The sequence below is a fragment of the Flavobacterium sp. WG21 genome, assembly GCF_000335775.1.
In the GTDB taxonomy this organism is placed as follows: domain Bacteria; phylum Bacteroidota; class Bacteroidia; order Flavobacteriales; family Flavobacteriaceae; genus Flavobacterium; species Flavobacterium tructae.
In genome coordinates, this window is the sequence record NZ_AMYW01000011.1 from 1 (window position 1) to 16,519 (window position 16,519).

Annotated in this window: 14 protein-coding genes; 4 read left to right on the plus strand and 10 right to left on the minus strand. The window is 35.9% G+C overall.

All coding sequences use genetic code 11. The annotated features are described in order from the left end of the window. From C245_RS22915 to thrA, 5 genes are all read right to left on the minus strand, one after another. A partial coding sequence (locus C245_RS22915) for a hypothetical protein (RefSeq protein ID WP_035746507.1) occupies positions 1-229 on the minus strand: 229 nt, incomplete at its 3' end. A gap of 135 nt (positions 230-364) precedes the next feature. After that, on the minus strand, positions 365-1,654 hold the full coding sequence (gene thrC / locus C245_RS0110200; RefSeq protein WP_017496497.1) for a threonine synthase: 1,290 nt from the start codon (positions 1,652-1,654) through the stop codon (positions 365-367). A gap of 146 nt (positions 1,655-1,800) precedes the next feature. Continuing rightward, positions 1,801-2,268 carry a hypothetical protein gene (locus C245_RS0110205; RefSeq protein ID WP_017496498.1) on the minus strand — a complete coding sequence of 156 codons (468 nt, stop codon included), beginning with the start codon at positions 2,266-2,268 and terminating at the stop codon, positions 1,801-1,803. A gap of 11 nt (positions 2,269-2,279) precedes the next feature. After that, complete coding sequence (locus C245_RS0110210) at positions 2,280-3,200, minus strand: homoserine kinase (RefSeq protein WP_017496499.1); 921 nt, start codon at positions 3,198-3,200, stop codon at positions 2,280-2,282. Between the two features lie 135 nt (positions 3,201-3,335). After that, entirely contained in the window at positions 3,336-5,783 is a 2,448-nt protein-coding gene (thrA, locus tag C245_RS0110215; RefSeq protein WP_017496500.1) for a bifunctional aspartate kinase/homoserine dehydrogenase I, read from the minus strand. Between the two features lie 728 nt (positions 5,784-6,511). Between thrA and hutH the strand changes: the two genes are divergently transcribed. The 4 genes from hutH to C245_RS0110240 all read left to right on the plus strand — a co-directional run bounded on the left by hutH (position 6,512) and on the right by C245_RS0110240 (position 11,620). After that, positions 6,512-8,026, plus strand: a complete 1,515-nt coding sequence (gene hutH, locus C245_RS0110225) for a histidine ammonia-lyase (RefSeq protein ID WP_017496502.1) — start codon at positions 6,512-6,514, stop codon at positions 8,024-8,026. A 48-nt stretch (positions 8,027-8,074) separates the two neighbouring features. Beyond that, positions 8,075-8,719 (plus strand): DUF47 domain-containing protein, encoded by a 645-nt coding sequence (locus C245_RS0110230; protein ID WP_017496503.1) that lies wholly within the window; start codon positions 8,075-8,077, stop codon positions 8,717-8,719. Positions 8,720-8,750: 31 nt separating this feature from the next. Beyond that, on the plus strand, positions 8,751-10,091 hold the full coding sequence (locus C245_RS0110235) for an inorganic phosphate transporter (protein ID WP_017496504.1): 1,341 nt from the start codon (positions 8,751-8,753) through the stop codon (positions 10,089-10,091). Positions 10,092-10,252: 161 nt separating this feature from the next. After that, entirely contained in the window at positions 10,253-11,620 is a 1,368-nt protein-coding gene (locus C245_RS0110240) for an SMI1/KNR4 family protein (protein ID WP_017496505.1), read from the plus strand. Positions 11,621-11,724: 104 nt separating this feature from the next. Here the strand turns inward: C245_RS0110240 and C245_RS0110245 are convergent, their stop codons facing one another. The 5 genes from C245_RS0110245 to rimK form a co-directional block, all read right to left on the minus strand. Continuing rightward, complete coding sequence (locus C245_RS0110245) at positions 11,725-13,041, minus strand: serine hydrolase (RefSeq protein ID WP_017496506.1); 1,317 nt, start codon at positions 13,039-13,041, stop codon at positions 11,725-11,727. Then, a complete protein-coding gene (locus C245_RS0110250; RefSeq protein ID WP_017496507.1) occupies positions 13,038-13,655 on the minus strand; it encodes an HAAS domain-containing protein in 618 nt (205 codons plus the stop codon). The genes C245_RS0110245 and C245_RS0110250 overlap by 4 nt, the downstream gene beginning before the upstream one ends. Continuing rightward, positions 13,652-13,987: a PadR family transcriptional regulator gene (locus C245_RS0110255; RefSeq protein WP_017496508.1), complete on the minus strand. Its 336-nt coding sequence runs from the start codon at positions 13,985-13,987 to the stop codon at positions 13,652-13,654. The genes C245_RS0110250 and C245_RS0110255 overlap by 4 nt, the downstream gene beginning before the upstream one ends. A gap of 421 nt (positions 13,988-14,408) precedes the next feature. Beyond that, positions 14,409-14,927, minus strand: a complete 519-nt coding sequence (locus tag C245_RS0110260) for a DUF421 domain-containing protein (protein ID WP_026109988.1) — start codon at positions 14,925-14,927, stop codon at positions 14,409-14,411. 117 nt (positions 14,928-15,044) lie between these two features. Further along, positions 15,045-16,412: a 30S ribosomal protein S6--L-glutamate ligase gene (rimK, locus tag C245_RS0110265; protein ID WP_017496510.1), complete on the minus strand. Its 1,368-nt coding sequence runs from the start codon at positions 16,410-16,412 to the stop codon at positions 15,045-15,047. Positions 16,413-16,519: the final 107 nt, after the last annotated feature.

A 16,519-nucleotide genomic window follows, 5' to 3' on the forward strand; every position in this document is an offset into this window, starting at 1 on the left:
CATTATTATCTTTGTTGATTTCTAATTGATCTTCTATCCTTGCTAATCTATTTTGAATTGTTTGTAATAAATACAAAATAATTCCAGCTATTATAAAAGCTTGTGAAAAGGCTTTTGTGAGAGCGAAAAACATTTCATTTTTTAGTACTAAAACTTGTGGTATAAATAACAAGTATATGCCAATGACAATAAAAATTAATGGAAAAAAATTATTTTTTAACTTATTCATGCTTTAATTATTAAATATTTTTGGTTTTGTAAACATAATAATTTCGTTTACAAAAAACAATTAAATAAAAACCACAAATTACAAGAAATAATCAATGTAAAACGTGGCTTTTAAATTATATAAAAGAATAAAATATTATCCCAAGAAACTCTTCAACTCCTCATAATTCCCAATCTTCACACAAACTTTCTCCTCATTAATAACACTCTCAATTTGAGCAGGAATCGGAAGAGTAATCCCTAAAGCCGGTTCAACCACATCTAAGAACTTAATAGGGTGTGCTGTTTCTAAGAAAATACCAATGGCGTTGGGGTGTTTCTCCAGTTCTTTCTTCAAACCTAGATAACCAACAGCACCGTGAGGTTCTGCGATATAACCGTTTGTGTTATAAATATTTTTTAGAGCAAGAAGTGTTTCTTCATCGGTATAACTATAAGAGGAGAAGTCTTTTTCGAACGCTTTTAAGTCGTTGTTGTACAATTCCTGAATACGGATAAAGTTGCTTGGGTTTCCAACGTCCATCGCGTTAGAGATTGTGGCTTTAGAAGGTTTTGGGTCGTATTTTCCGTTTTCTAAGAATCTTGGTACAGTATCGTTTACGTTGGTGGATGCTACAAAATGTTCAATTGGTAATCCTAATCTCTTTGCCATGATTCCGGCACAGATATTTCCGAAGTTACCGCTTGGGCAAGAAAAAACCAATGGTTTGTTTTGGCTTTTCAAAGTTTTGTAAGCAAAGAAAAAATAGAACATTTGTGGCAGCCATCGGGCAATATTAATAGAATTCGCCGAAGTCAGGTTCTTGTGTGCTAAAGTTTCATCTAAAAACGCTTTTTTTACCATATCCTGGCAATCGTCAAAAACACCGTCAACTTCCAGCGCTTTTATGTTTTGTCCTAAAGTGGTCAATTGTTTCTCTTGAATGTCGCTCACCTTTCCTGACGGATATAAAATCACCACATCGACGCCGTCAACACCTAAAAATCCGCTCGCAACCGCTCCGCCTGTATCTCCGGAAGTAGCTACAAGAACAGTGTTTTTAGCGTCTTTATTGTCTCTGTTAAAATACCCCAGACAGCGTGACATAAAACGTGCGCCAACGTCTTTAAACGCCATGGTTGGGCCGTGGAATAACTCTAAGGAGTAGATTCCGTTTTCGACTTTCACTACCGGAAAATCAAAAACCAAAGTATCCGCAATGATTTCTTTTAATTTGTCTGCCGGTATTTCATCGCCAACGAATTGTTTGATCGCTTCAAAAGCAATATGCTCGTGGCTTAAATTTTCAATTTCATCAAAAAACGAAGGGTCTAAAGGAGTGATGTTTTCAGGGAAATATAATCCTTTATCACTCGCGAGTCCTTGTATTACGGCTTCCTGAAACGAAACCTTTGGGGCATTATGGTTTAAACTGTAGTATTTCATTGGTTTTTTGCTTTAGGCTTTAGGCAGTAGGCTTTAAGCTTTTTGCCTTGCGTAAAAAAACGAAGCCTGTAATTATTTAAAATATTTTTATTTAATGATTTATGATATCGACAATTTATTGTTTTTGTAAATTATTTTGGTTGCTTTTATCTCCAAAATTCCCACCAACTTTTTTGCTTTTTTATATCAATTTCTGATTCGTCTTCTAATAAGTTAATAGTCACACTTCCAATTTCATCAACTTCCCAAATCGTTGCTGTTGTAATATCTATTGAATTTAAATTTAAAAAAGCCTCCATCTTTCGATTTAAATATTCATCGGTACTATCTTCACCTTTTTTGGTTCTGCTTAATGTAATAATTGATTTATCAACATTCTCAATTCGTTTCATTCTATCTGCTAATACAATTAAAGTACTTTCAGGATAGCTTGAAACAGCATTTTTCGGGATATTATAATTCTTGTCAAAATGAAAATAATCTGCAACAAGAATGGAGAAAAACTGATTGTCTCTTCTATCAAAATAAAAAATTTCAGAAAGTCTGTCTTGAGGCTGACTTAAACCAATTCTCAACCAATTTTCAATTTGCTCCTCTTTTGTTATTTCATCCATGATTTATACGATTACAAAACTCTAACACCATCAGGATTAATTTTAGAAACATGAATTTCATATGGTAAATTCATTTTTTCGTAAACGTCGCTCATGGCTTTGGCGATTTGATTGGCGGTTTCTTTTCCTCTGCTTAAAGCAAAAATCGACGGGCCAGAACCTGAGATTCCGGAACCTAAAGCACCGTTTTCAAGAGCCGTTTGTTTGATTTGGTCGAAACCTGGAATTAAAACACTTCTTAAAGGCTCAACGATTTCGTCATGAAGCGAACGTCCGATTAAATCGTAATCTTTGGTGTATAATCCAGCGACTAATCCGCCCACATTTCCCCATTGCATGATGGCACTTTTCAGAGAAACGTTTTGTTTCAGTACCGAGCGTGCATCCGAAGTTTTCAATTCGATTTGTGGATGTACCACCGTAGCGAACAATTCCTCCGGGCTGTCAATTCGGATAATGTCTAAGGGGGCGTAACTTCTTACGAGCGTAAAACCGCCCAAAAGGGCAGGAGCGACATTGTCGGCATGAGCGTTTCCGCTGGCCAGTTTTTCACCCTGCATGGCAAATTGCACCAAATCTTTGCGGGAATAAGGTCTTCCAAGCAATTCATTGATTCCAAAAACCGCTCCCGCAGAACTAGCAGCACTGCTTCCGATTCCGCTTCCGGCTTTAATGTGTTTATAAATTTCGATTTCGAAGCCGCAATCTACATCAAGTGTCTCCAACATGGCCAAAGCCGCAACTCCGGAAACGTTTTTCTCCGTTTCTAAAGGCAAATCGGCTCCCTCAATTTTGGTGATTCGAACTCCTTTTTGAGCTACTTTTCGAACGATCATTTCATCGCCCGCATTGTCTAAGCAAAGCCCTAGTACATCAAATCCACACGAAAGATTCGCGATTGTGGCCGGGCAAAATAGTTTAATTTGTGTCATTTGTTATAGGTTCAAAGTGGCAAAGGTTCAAAGGAACAAAGGTTTTGCCTTTTTTATAGGTTCAGAGAGGCAAAGGTTCATAGGCTCAAAGGTTTTTAACTTTGTCCCTTTGCACCTTTGAGCCTTTGTACCTCATTAAATGTTTCCAATTCTAATTACATCCGCAAAAATTCCCGATGCGGTAACGGCTGCACCCGCTCCGGCGCCTTTGATCAACAGAGGCTGATCTACGTAACGATCGGTATAGAAAAGTACAATATTGTCTTTTCCTTCTAAATTGTAAAAAGGATGCTCTTTCGGGATGAATTGCAGACCAACGCTTGCTTTTCCGTTTTCAAATTGTGCTACATACTTCAATCTGGAATCTTTGCTTAACGCTTCGTCATAGATTTTTGAAAAATGAGGAGCATGTTGCGTTAAAGAAGCAAAGAAATCTTCGTTGTTAGTTGTGGCAAGACATTCGGCTGGCAGGAAAGATTCGTTGGCAATTGCGTCAATATCCATTTCATAACCGCTTTCGCGGATCAGGATCAGGATTTTACGGGCTACGTCGATTCCGCTTAAGTCAATTTTCGGGTCCGGCTCTGTGAAACCTTGTACTCCGGCTTCTTTTACCACATCATGAAAAGAATTGTCTTTATCGAAATTGTTGAATATGAAGTTCAGACTTCCGGATAGAACCGCCTGAATTTTATGCACTTTATCACCTGAAGCGATTAAGTTTTTCACGGTATCAATAATTGGCAATCCCGCTCCAACATTGGTTTCAAATAAAAACGGAGCGTTGTATTGACGGGATAAATTCTTTAATTTTTTATAATTGTCATAGGCAGACGAGCAGGCAATTTTGTTGCAAGTCACCACGGCAATACTTTGTTTTAAGAAATTTTCGTAGGTTTCAGACACGTTTGCATTTGCAGTAATATCAACAAAAATGCTGTTACGCAGGTTTAATTCCTTCGCACGAGTGATGAAAGCTTCTTTATTAGCATTTTCACCTTTATCCAAAGCCGATTGCCAGTCTTTTAATGAAATTCCATCCTCGTCAAAAAGCATTTTTCGGGAATTAGACAAAGCGATCACACGAACATTGATTTTCAGGTTGTCTTTTAGAAACTTCCTTTGATTGTGAATTTGCTCGATGAATTTTTCACCCACATTTCCAACACCCATCACAAACAAATTGAGCTGTTTGGTGTTTTCTTCAAAGAAGTTTTCGTGTAAAGTGTTCAGTGCTTTCTTAACATCTCTTTCGTTGATTACAGTAGAAATATTACGTTCAGAAGCTCCTTGTGCAATGGCGCGTATGTTGACATTGTTTTTTCCTAAAGTGCTAAACATTCTGCCGCTTAAACCCTGATGGTTCTTCATGTTTTCGCCCACCAAAGCGATAATGCACAGGTCTTTTTCGACAATACAAGGATCGATTTTGTTTTGTGAAATCTCTACTTCAAAAGCTCTGTTGATGGCAGCCTCGGCATTATCCGCATCCGAATTCAGAATTCCGATACAGATCGAATGCTCAGAAGAAGCCTGAGTAATAAAAATAACGTTGATTTTTTCCTGAGACAGTACTTCAAACAAACGTTTCGATGAACCTGAAACTCCAATCATTCCGGGACCTTCAAGGGTTACTAATGAAATATTATCGATATGACTGATTCCTTTTACAACCGTATCTTTTGACAAAACCTGATCTGAAATTAAGGTTCCTTCAGCTTCCGGTTCAAAAGTGTTTTTGATTAAAATTGGAATGTTTTTTCTTAAAACGGGCTGAATTGTTGGTGGATACAGCACTTTGGCGCCAAAATGCGATAACTCCATCGCTTCCTGATAAGAGATCGTAGCAATAGGGTGGGCCTGTTTAACAATTTTTGGATTGGCCGTAAACATTCCATTCACGTCAGTCCAGATTTCTAATTGTTCTGCTTCAAGTGCTCCGGCAACTATGGCAGCGGTATAATCAGAACCTCCACGGCCTAAGGTAGTAGCGATTCCGTCAAGAGTTTGAGAAATAAACCCTGGAAGAATACTAATTTTAGACTGATTTTCGGCAAAATACGTTCTTATCAATTGGTTGGAAACTTCGAAATTTACGACGGCTTTTCCAAAGTTATTGTTGGTTTTAATCAGTTCGCGACTGTCTTTGTAAACCGCATTTTTATCAATTTGCTGATACGCCTGAGCAATGATGTAAGACGAAAGCAGCTCTCCAAAACTTAAAATAGTATCGGCAGTTCTGGGAGATAATTCACCCAGTAAGAAACAGCCGTCTAATAAAGTTTCTAAATGATTGATGATTCTTTTTACATGGCTCAGTAAACTGCTTTGTTCGCTAACCGGAATTAATTCTTTTAAAGTGTCAAGGTGTTTTTTCTCGATTTCAGCAACAATTTCTCTGAAGCTTTCGTCATTAGCGGCGGCTTTTGCTGCTGCCAATTGCAGTAAATCAGTAACTTTGCTTAAAGCTGATACTACAACAACCAATTGGTCCTGCTTTGATTTTTGATTGATTATTTCGAGAACTAGTTTTATATTTTGTGCATTGGCAACCGAAGTTCCGCCAAATTTTAATACTTTCATTTTTGATGTTTTTTAATAAGGCGCAAAGATTTTTAGTAACAAAGGTTCAAAGGTTATCAACTGTGAACTGAAACTGAAAACTGCGACTATTTTTTTTCTTTGTAAATGTTTTTTATGTATCCAATAACTCTCTTCTTCTTAGAAAAAAGTACTAGGTAACCTGAGTGATATGTAAAATGTATACCCCTAAGGGGTAGTAGTTGTTGTAGTTGAAATTGTAATAGCAGCGATTGCAACTCTGGTTTGAGTTGTTAGTGTAGAATGATATTTTACGCTGTTACTTTTCATTTTGGTTTTTCAAAAGTACAGTTTTTTATAAAAGTTAAAAATCTTTCCGGTCTTTTTATGAATATTTTAAAAATTCAAAATTCAGCAAATCAATATTGAGCTTTTTGTCAGAATTGTGTGTGTTAAATTGATGGATTCATATAATTATTGGAACTTATCTTTAAAAGAGATGTGCTTAATAGTCTGATTTTTAATCTTGAAAAACATCTAAAAACGTCATTAGTCTATAAAATCGGTAGGAATTAATTGCTTTTGTCGTTTTCTTGTTAAAAAATAGAGGTACCTTATTAGGATAAAAAGATGTCCTTGGTTTTGCCGGATTACTATTGTGAAAAGAGCAAAATCGGGGAATTCGTGAGAATCATTTTTTAATTATTAGGAATAAATGTTGCTTTTTAATATTGATTTGCTGAATTTTGAAGTCTTAAATTTTAAACAGCATGAAAGAAATCCATTATATCAGCACAGAAACCCTAAGTTTAGAAGCTTTACAGGAAATTATTGTCAATCAGAAAACGCTTGAATTATCAGAAGAGGCAAAAGTAAACGTTCAAAAATGCCGTGATTATCTCGATAAAAAAATGGCTTCACATTCTGAACCTATTTACGGAATCAACACTGGTTTTGGCTCGCTTTGTAATGTGAAAATTTCGAATGAAAATTTATCTCAGCTTCAGGAGAATCTTGTAAAATCGCATGCTTGCGGAACAGGAGAAGAGGTTCCGGCTGAAATTGTAAAATTGATGCTGTTGCTTAAGATCCAATCTTTGAGTTATGGACATTCAGGAGTTCAATTGCAAACTTTAGAGCGTTTAGTAGATTTTTACAATAATGATATTCTTCCGGTGATTTATACTCAGGGATCCTTAGGGGCTTCAGGAGATTTGGCACCTTTAGCACATTTATCGTTACCTTTATTAGGTGAGGGTGAAGTTCTTTTTGAAGGTAAAAAAACAGCCGCAGCCGAAGTTTTAAAACACTTTAACTGGGAGCCAATTGTTTTACAGTCTAAAGAAGGTTTGGCTTTGTTAAACGGAACTCAGTTCATGAGTGCGTACGGAGCACATATTTTATTAAAAGCTTACAAATATTCTTATTTGGCAGATTTGATCGGAGCTATTTCATTAGAAGGTTTTGATGGAAGAATTGAGCCTTTTAACGAATTGATCCATTTTATACGTCCTCACAAAGGACAGATTGTAACAGCACAGCGCCTTACTGAATTTTTAGACGGAAGTGAGATTATTGCTCAGGAGAAAAAACACGTACAAGATCCGTATTCTTTCCGTTGTATGCCTCAGGTTCACGGTGCTTCAAAAGATGCGATTGATTATGTTAGAAAAGTATTCAAAACCGAAATTAACTCCGTTACCGACAATCCTAATATCTTCATAGAAGCAGATCAGATTATCTCAGGAGGGAATTTCCACGGACAGCCTTTAGCTTTGGCTTTGGATTTCATGGCAATTGCTTTGGCAGAATTGGGTAGTATTTCTGAAAGAAGAACCTATCAGTTAATTTCAGGATTGCGTAATCTTCCGGCATTCTTGGTGGATAATCCGGGATTGAATTCAGGATTTATGATTCCGCAATATACAGCGGCAAGTATCGCAAGTCAGAACAAACAATTGGCTACACCTTCGAGTATAGATAGTATTGTTTCAAGTAACGGACAGGAAGATCACGTGAGTATGGGAGCAAACGGAGCTACAAAAGCATTGCGTGTTATGGACAACCTGGAGCGTATTTTAGCCATCGAATTAATGAACGCTTCACAGGCGATTGCTTACAGAGAACCTTTAAAATCAAGTGATTTTATTGAAACATTCTTAAGCAGTTACAGAGAAGTGGTGCCTTTGGTTAAAGAAGACAGAATCCTGCATTATGATATTAAAAAAACAGTTGAATTCCTTGACAGTTTTCAAATTGAAAACGATTTGTTAACAATGGCTTAACATGGCAAAATAATATTGAAGTAATTTTGCACTATCAAAAATATAAAAATGTCAATAAACAGTATTTTCCAATTTTTAGTGCCGAAAGACAAGAAATTCTTTCCACTTTTTGAAGAGGCTTCAAGCAATTTAATTGAGTTAGCTTCTAATTTACACGAAGCTGTAAACCTTCCATTGAAAGAAAGAGAAGTTCTTTTTCAAAAAATAGATGAGTTAGAGCAAAAAGGAGAAGACATTACACGTCAAACCAATCTTGAATTGAGTAGAAATTTTATTACTCCATTTGACAGAGAGGATATTCATACATTGATTACTTCAATTGATAACGTTGCCGATTACCTTCATGGTGCGGCAAGCAGAATGAAATTATATCAGGTAGATAAGATTACAAAGTCAATCAGAAAAATGACTGAAATTAACCTTGAAGCTTGTCAGAATATCGATAGTGCTGTAAAAGAGTTAAGTAACTTAAAAAACATGAACATTATCAAAGAAGCTTGTGCCAGAATTAATAAACTGGAGAACAAGTCGGATAACGTTTATAATAAAGCAGTTTTTGAAATTTTTGAAAACGAAACAGACGCAAAAAACATTATTAAGTATAAAGAAGTGTTATCTGTTTTAGAATCAGCAACAGACAAATGTAAGAGTGTTGCGAACATACTGGAATCTATTTCTGTAAAACATTCTTAATTCAATTTATTTCATTCTGAAGTTATAATTTATGACGCTACTTATAATTATTATAGTATTAGCTTTAATTTTTGATTACATCAACGGTTTTCATGATGCGGCAAATGCTATAGCGACTGTTGTTGCGACCAAGGTTCTGACGCCTTTTCAGGCCGTTCTTTGGGCAGCATTTTTTAACTTTCTGGCCTATTGGGTTTTTGGATTTGGTGTTGCTGATACCGTTGCTAAAACAGCGCACACCATGGAAATTAACCTTGTTGTAATCCTCGCAGGAGTTATTGCAGCTATTTGTTGGAATTTATTGACTTGGTGGTTAGGAATTCCTTCAAGTTCTTCTCATACGCTGATTGGTGGTTTTGCCGGAGCAGCAATTGCTCATGCGATCGCTGTACATGGATTTTCAGGATATGTGGGCGAAGACGGAACAACTCATTACTGGTACGAAATCGTAAGCTGGTACAAGGCTGGTAAAGAAGGAGCAATGCCTTCAGGAGTACTTATTATTATTGCTTTTATTGTGTTGGCGCCATTATTGGGAGCATTGGCTTCTTATTTGATTTCGATCTGGTTGTTGAATGCTTCGCGTAAAAGTATTGGACCAAAAATATTTACTGTAGCACTGATGATTGCGACAATCTGGATGGTGAGCAGTTTAATGATTCCTTATTCAGAGATTGTTGAGCATGGAAAACCACGTTTTGAATCTCATTTTTGGAGTGTAGCTTTTGATCCGCACAATATTAAATGGTTTTTAGTTGCTTTTATCATCTTAACCGTAAGTTTGTTTTGTTTGATATTCAGTAGTTTGAATCTTCATCAGGCAGATGCTGCTTTGAAAAAAATGCAATTATTGTCTTCTGCAGCCTTTAGTTTAGGTCACGGAGGGAATGATTCTCAAAAAGTAATGGGTATTATTGCAGCTGCAGTAGCGGTTTATATCAACACTAATCCTGGTGTGCATATGGATTCTTGGTTAGATGTTGTTTTACCAAACGATGATTTAGGTGTAAAAGGAGTAATGCCGGGATGGATTCCTTTGGCTTGTTATTCTGCAATTGCAGCGGGAACTTTGAGTGGTGGATGGAAAATTGTAAAAACAATGGGTTCCAAAATCACAAAAGTAAGTTCGTTTGAAGGAGTTGCAGCTGAAACTGCAGGAGCTTTAACACTTTATTTTACAGAACACTTAAAAATTCCGGTAAGTACAACACACACGATTACGGGTTCTATTATTGGAGTTGGATTAACAAAACGTGTTTCTGCTGTTCGTTGGGGAGTTACCGTTAGTTTAATCTGGGCGTGGATACTAACTATTCCTATTTCGGCTTTATTGGCTGGTTTGGTTTACTTTGTATTGAGTGTGTTTATTTAGTAAAATGATTATTGTAAAATGTGAGAGGTAAATCACATTTTGTCGAAATATTTTAAAGCCGATTTCAATTTGAAATCGGCTTTTTTGTTTGTTACGTATGACCGTTTTGAATTATAATGTATTTATATTTACTTAAAAATAAATAAAGAAAGAAATACAGATTGAAAACAGAGTTATTGAATCAGATAGAAAGAATAAAAAAGAAGCTGATCATCGCGAAAAATGAAGACAAAGCTTTAAAGGTTTTTGGAGCGTCAAGTCATAAATATAAGATTGGAAAAACAGTTAGTGCCGATCAGATTATCCATTTTGAAACCGAGTATAATTTGGAGCTTCCGGAGGATTATAAAGCCTTTTTGCTTCACATTGGTAATGGTGGAAAATCTGATCAGGATGCTGCTGCAGGACCGTCCTATGGAATATTTCCTTTTGGGAAAAATCTGGAGGAATTTGTCTATAGTAATCCCGAAAATTGCTTAAAGCAGAATTGTAGAATTTATCCAAAAATGAGTGATGAATTCTGGACAGAACTGACGCAAAATATTGACGAGAATGACGATATTTCTCGTGAAGATTTTGATGAGGAACTTGGTAAAATGTTTGCCGGAATATTGCCAATTGTGAGTCAGGGTTGTTCTTATTATTACGGACTTGTTTTAAATGGGGAATTTAAAGGACGGGTGGTTAATATTGATATCGACAGGCAGAAACCCTTTTTTACTTTTGAATCTAATTTTTTAAATTGGTACGAACGTTGGCTTGATGGAATTATACCCGAAAGTACAATGGCAAAGGAACCAGATTTGTTCCGATATACATTAGGCGGATTGTCAGCTTACATTTTAGAAGTGTATTTTTCGGCAGAGGATGATGAAACTAAGGAAGAATGTCTCAACGGAATCTTAAAAAAAGAGGCATTAGATGCTGAGACTCTTAGTGTTTTAGAAGAACAGTATAAAATAAGTTCAGGAGAAATTCAAAAAACAATACTTCAAATTCTTACTAAGTTTGATTATGAAAGGTCAAAGCCTTATTTAGTCGATTTTTCTAAACAGAGTTTGCTGACTGTGTTTCAGTTTGTATTTTGGTATGCGAAAGGCAAAAGTGCAGACTGGTTAGAGGTTATAAAAGCCAATGCTGATACGATTAAAGATGACGAAACGTTTAGATTTTGTACGTATTTGTTAAAAGAAACAAAGTTGGATTATGGGGCTATTATCATTCCGTTTACGTCTAATAAAAGTGAAGAAATACGAGTGAGTGCTTATTATGCACTTGGTCAAATGGGAAATAAAAAGGAATATATCAGTGTTTTTATAGAAGGGCTTCAGGATAGTTCAAATAGAGTTATTCATACTACTTTGCAGGCATTGGATGGGGTAGAGGATAAAAGGCTTTTGAAACATTATAAATGGATTGCTGAAAAATTCCCGAAAGAAAAAGATTATATTTTGGTAAATCTCAATCACAGGCTGAAAACATATGGTTTAAACAATAAAAGCATTTTAAAAGCAAATGTTGATTTTTAAAGTGGTGATATTAGAGTAAGTTAATGGTTATTTCAAGAATACAAAAAGCTGGTTTCGATTCAGGAAACCAGCTTTTTTATTTTTTATTCAGCAAGCAGTAAATTTTATTCTTTTGTAAACAAATAATCTTTCCCGCCTTGTTTTAGAGTCATTTCTTTCTTCTCAGAATTAAACTCCAGAACAATCCCCGCCGTGTCAAATTTAAATATGTTTATTGCAGCAGCTTCCATGGGAAAAGAGGGTTGACCTGTAGCCTGAGCAATTAGAACATTGTTCTTTTGGGAAATAGTAATTTTTAACGGAATCTGTGGGCTGCCGTAAGTTCCGGCGTATAAATCCAGAGTTGTGGATGTGATCTCAACAGTGCTAAAAACCGGCATTGTAAAGGGTCTGTTGAAATACGAATTCAGTGCGCATAACATGATATTGTTGTTGTCGTAGCCCATTCCGTTTGAAGTTAGGGCTAAAGCTAATTTTTCATTTGGGAAATAGCCTGCAACAGATCTGAAACCGTCAATTCCTCCAGTATGTCCGTAACTTTTTCTGTCGTAATATGGAAATTCAAAAAGACCCATTCCGAATTTGTCCTTAATAGTTTTCATTTGATTTAAATGCGCTATAGAAACTACTTTTCCGGCAAAAAGACTTTCATAGAAAAGGTTCAAATCAGTAGGATTAGAAACCACAGCTCCGGCTCCAAGCGGAATTGAAGCATCTGTTTCGCTTTCTTTGTTCCATTTTCCTTCAAGGGTATAAGAATTACATTCGTTGTTGTTCAGGTTGATTTTACCGCCCAAATAAGTGTTTTTTAAATGCAAAGGCTTTGTGATCTTCAAGCTTAAAATTTCGCCATAAGACTTCTTGTAAATGTCTTCCAATATGTATGACAACAGTATGTAGTTGGAATTGCTGTACTGGCCTTTTGTATCAGGTTCAAAAACGATGGTCCCGGCAGAAATGCGTTCAATCATTTTGGCTCTGGACTGAAACTGAGTGTTCCATTTTAAGTAATCGTCATCGTTAGTAAAATCATGTATACCGCTCCTGTGGTTTAATAAATGGCTAATGGTAATGGTTTTTGCATTTTTTACCGTTGGGAAATACTTGTCAATCGTTTGGTTTAAATTGATTTTGTTTTCTTCTACCGCTTTAAGAATTAAGGATGCTGTGAATGTTTTAGAGATCGAGCCAATTCGGTATTTGGTCTGGATACTTGATTTTTTTGCGCTGGCAATGTCATCAAAACCAATAGATTTAGTGTAAATTGTTTTTCCGTTCTCAGATATGGCAATGCTTCCCATGTATTTGTTGTTCTTTTCTAAAAGAGTAAACAGACTGTCGAGTCTTTTGGAATTGAAAGTTTGGGAAAAACCGCTCGTCGTGATAAGAGCGATGAAACAGATGCTGGTGATTTTTTTCATAAAGTTGTTTTTTGATTGATTGAATTTTTGAGTTTTAATAATAGGGTTATAATAAAATAAGACAATAGGGTTAACAATAACAGAAAAGGAATAAACCAGTGACCAAGAGCTTCATAAGCCTGGTTTTTAATTTGGTCTTCGGGACTCATTATGCCAAGTACAAAAACCGAGAAGGACTCTTTTTGCATATAAAGACCTACCTGAGTAGGATTTAGGATTTTTGCAAAAATCAGGAATACAAAACCAAACAAGAAGAGGTATAAAATCGAGAAAAAGATGTATGAAATACCATTGGTAATGTTTAACGCCAAAGCCTTGAAAACATGAACAGGGTTGAAGGTTTTAGTAGCCTGTTCCAGTTTTTTATCGGCAATAAGAGGCTTTAAAACCTCTTCAGGGGAACCTAATTTTTCGATGCTGTCTAAAAGAGCATCCAGCTCGTTTGTACCGTTTCGGTGTTGAATGGTTTCAAAAATATGGCTGTTAAATTCCATATAAATGTCGTCCTGATCTATTTTGGGTAATGAAGCGGTTGTTTTTTTGATGCGCTTCATGTAATTGTTGTAAATGCGTTGCGAAGCTTTTTGTTCGAATTTGATATCTTCTATTCTCATTGAATGATTTTTTTAATTGATTTTTCGAGATTTTCCCAGTAAATATTCATTTGGCTCAAAGTTGCGATGCCGGCTTCGGTTAAAGAATAGTATTTCCTTGGAATTCCGGTTTCCTGTTCGACCCATTTTGAATCTACGAGTTCTTCTGTTTTTAATCGGTTCATCAATGGGTATAGCGTTCCCTCTGCAATTTCTATTTCGGTATGTTTTCTTATTTGTTCGATAAGTTCATAACCATAGTACTCGTGATTTTTAAGCACATTAAGGATTATAAAGGTTAAAGTACCTTTCTTTACCTGAGACTTCCAGTTTGTTACAAATGTTTCGTTCATGTGGCTAATGTATAACAAAATACATAGTATAACAAAGTATGTAGTTAAGTTTTTTGATACAAATATCTAACTTTATGGTTTTTAAATACTTATGATTGTGTTTGTTTTGGTGCTGAATTGTTACATCGCAAAGTGTGAGGACGGTGATAAAAGAAATCTATAAAATCTGAGAGTCAATGTTTAGCATATAGATGCATAGTTTTACGCTTGGAAAAGAATGTGTATAGGAAACAGATTTCCTTAGCATGACCCAGGAATAGACTGAATAATTAAAAAAAATCTGCAAAATCTGCCAAATCTGCGTGCTAAAGTTTAATGTATAAAAGTGTAATTTTTTACGAATAGAGATGAATGTGTAAAGAAAGCAGATTTCCTTCGCATAGCTAAAGCGTAGCAGCGACAGTTGTTGGTATTGCTGGGGTTATTTTTGCAAATTCTTTCTATTGTGTTTTCGCTTGTAATGTGTTTGTTTAAGATTCTGTTTGTCTTTTGAAATAATGCTTATCGTGCCGTCAATTTCCAGCATGGCAAGTTTCACATCAGTTAAATGCTCGAGACCATGTTCACGTGCAGCTTCTTTTAATTCTTCGTGTGAAATGTCTAGTTTGCTTAAGGTTTTAAAATCGAGTTCACCGTTATGAATCAGGATTTCAGGTTTGTCCAGTAGTAAATTGCTTATCCCCTTGTATTTGTGCGTTAGTTTTTTGATAATGTAGTTAATGATAAACAAAGCCAATGCAGCAACCAAACCTCCCCAAAGACTGGTATCCGGACCAACCATTGCATTTTGAACGGAGTTACTAATTAATAAAATCAGAATAATATCAGCAGTGTTTAACTGAGAAAGTTCTTTTTTGCCGAAAATTCTCAAAGCAATAGTCATGAAAAAATAGACGGATAGACTTCTTAAAATAATATCTAAATAAGAGGATAGTATCATTTTCTTTAGGATTTTTGGATTAAAAAAAAACTTTGTCAAAGTAAAACCTCAACAAAGTTGCTAAATTAATGTTTAGACATTAGGTCTAAATGAATATTTTTATTGAAAAAGAAGCGATTATAATTTAAAGTTCTTTTCGATGGCTTTAATCATTTCCCCTGCAACATCTTTGTTGGTAGCGCCTTCAATTCCTTCAAGTCCCGGAGAAGAGTTTACTTCAAGTAATAATGGTCCTTTAGAAGAACGAATTATATCAACACCAGCTACTTTTAAATCCATAGCTTTTGCGGCTTTTATGGCTATTTTTTTCTCTTCGGCAGTTACTTTTATGACAGATGCGGTTCCTCCTAAATGGATATTGGCTCTGAATTCACCCGGCATTGCTTCACGCTGAATGGCAGCTACCACCTTACCGTCGATAACAAAACAACGAATGTCTTTTCCGTTTGCTTCTTTAATGAATTCCTGAACAAGTATATTGGCATTTAAGCTCTTAAAGGCATTGATAACACTTTCTGCAGCTTTTTTGGTTTCGGCTAAAACAACACCTTTTCCCTGAGTTCCTTCCAGCAATTTTACGATTAAAGGAGAACCTCCAACCATCTTGATTAAATTATCGGTATCGAGTGGAGAATTAGCAAATCCGGTCGTTGGAATATCGATTCCGCTGTTTAAAAGAAGTTGCAAAGAGTAAAGCTTATCACGTGATTGGGTAATAGCAGTAGCTGAGTTCAGCACAAAAACCTTCAATGCTTCAAACTGACGGGTTAAGGCACAGCCATAAAAAGTAATGCTTGGTCGGATTCTTGGAATAATGGCATCAAACTGATTTAATATTTTTCCGCCACGATAATGAATTTCCGGAGTTTTGGCATCCAGTTTCATATAACATTCTTTGATGTTCAAAAAATGCATTTCATGTCCGCGCATTTCACCGGCTTCCATGATTCTTTTATTGCTGTACAATTCAGGATTACTGGCTAAAACTCCGATTCTTAGCCCTGAACTTGCTTTTTCAGAGTTTTGATAAAGTTCTTTTAAGGCTTCGGGGCTTGGTTGTCCTAAAAGATATTTTTCTTCGGGATCAACCAGTACACGTCCGCTCATGGCTTCACGGCCTAAAAGCATTCGGAAACCCATAGAATCTCTGTTAGTCAGTGTCATTTCAATTGGCCATTTGATATCTCCAATTTTTAAATGCGTCTGAATAACATAACGATGTTCTCTAAATCCGCTTGAACTTTTTACAATTCTTTTGTCAACCAACGGAGCTTCACAGTGAATGATGGTTTTAATATTATTCTGAATTGGGTTAATGTCGAATTTTACCCAATTGGCATCATTTTTTATAAAAGGAGCTATGTTTATAGCGTGCATTGCCGAAGTTTTGGCACCGGAATCCACACGAGCCTTGATTGTCGGGATTCCTAGTTCTGGAAATGAGCACCATTCTTCGCTACCTAAAATGACTTTGTTTTGAAGCATACGTTGTTTTTTATTATAGAATTTAATGGCCAAAAATAGCTATTTGCTTTTATTAAAGGTAGCAAATTATTTAAAAAAAATACCCGTTATGTTATGAAAACGTAACG

Coding starts and splice junctions, on each gene's coding strand:
- C245_RS0110205 (WP_017496498.1), bottom strand. CDS start 2,268: ATGGATGAAATAACAAAAGAGGAGCAAATTGAAAATTGGTTGAGAATT.
- C245_RS0110255 (WP_017496508.1), bottom strand. CDS start 13,987: ATGAACGAAACATTTGTAACAAACTGGAAGTCTCAGGTAAAGAAAGGT.
- rimK (WP_017496510.1), bottom strand. CDS start 16,412: ATGCTTCAAAACAAAGTCATTTTAGGTAGCGAAGAATGGTGCTCATTT.
- C245_RS0110235 (WP_017496504.1), top strand. CDS start 8,751: ATGACGCTACTTATAATTATTATAGTATTAGCTTTAATTTTTGATTAC.
- C245_RS0110250 (WP_017496507.1), bottom strand. CDS start 13,655: ATGAGAATAGAAGATATCAAATTCGAACAAAAAGCTTCGCAACGCATT.
- C245_RS0110210 (WP_017496499.1), bottom strand. CDS start 3,200: ATGACACAAATTAAACTATTTTGCCCGGCCACAATCGCGAATCTTTCG.
- C245_RS0110245 (WP_017496506.1), bottom strand. CDS start 13,041: ATGAAAAAAATCACCAGCATCTGTTTCATCGCTCTTATCACGACGAGC.
- hutH (WP_017496502.1), top strand. CDS start 6,512: ATGAAAGAAATCCATTATATCAGCACAGAAACCCTAAGTTTAGAAGCT.
- thrA (WP_017496500.1), bottom strand. CDS start 5,783: ATGAAAGTATTAAAATTTGGCGGAACTTCGGTTGCCAATGCACAAAAT.
- C245_RS0110260 (WP_026109988.1), bottom strand. CDS start 14,927: ATGATACTATCCTCTTATTTAGATATTATTTTAAGAAGTCTATCCGTC.
- C245_RS0110230 (WP_017496503.1), top strand. CDS start 8,075: ATGTCAATAAACAGTATTTTCCAATTTTTAGTGCCGAAAGACAAGAAA.
- thrC (WP_017496497.1), bottom strand. CDS start 1,654: ATGAAATACTACAGTTTAAACCATAATGCCCCAAAGGTTTCGTTTCAG.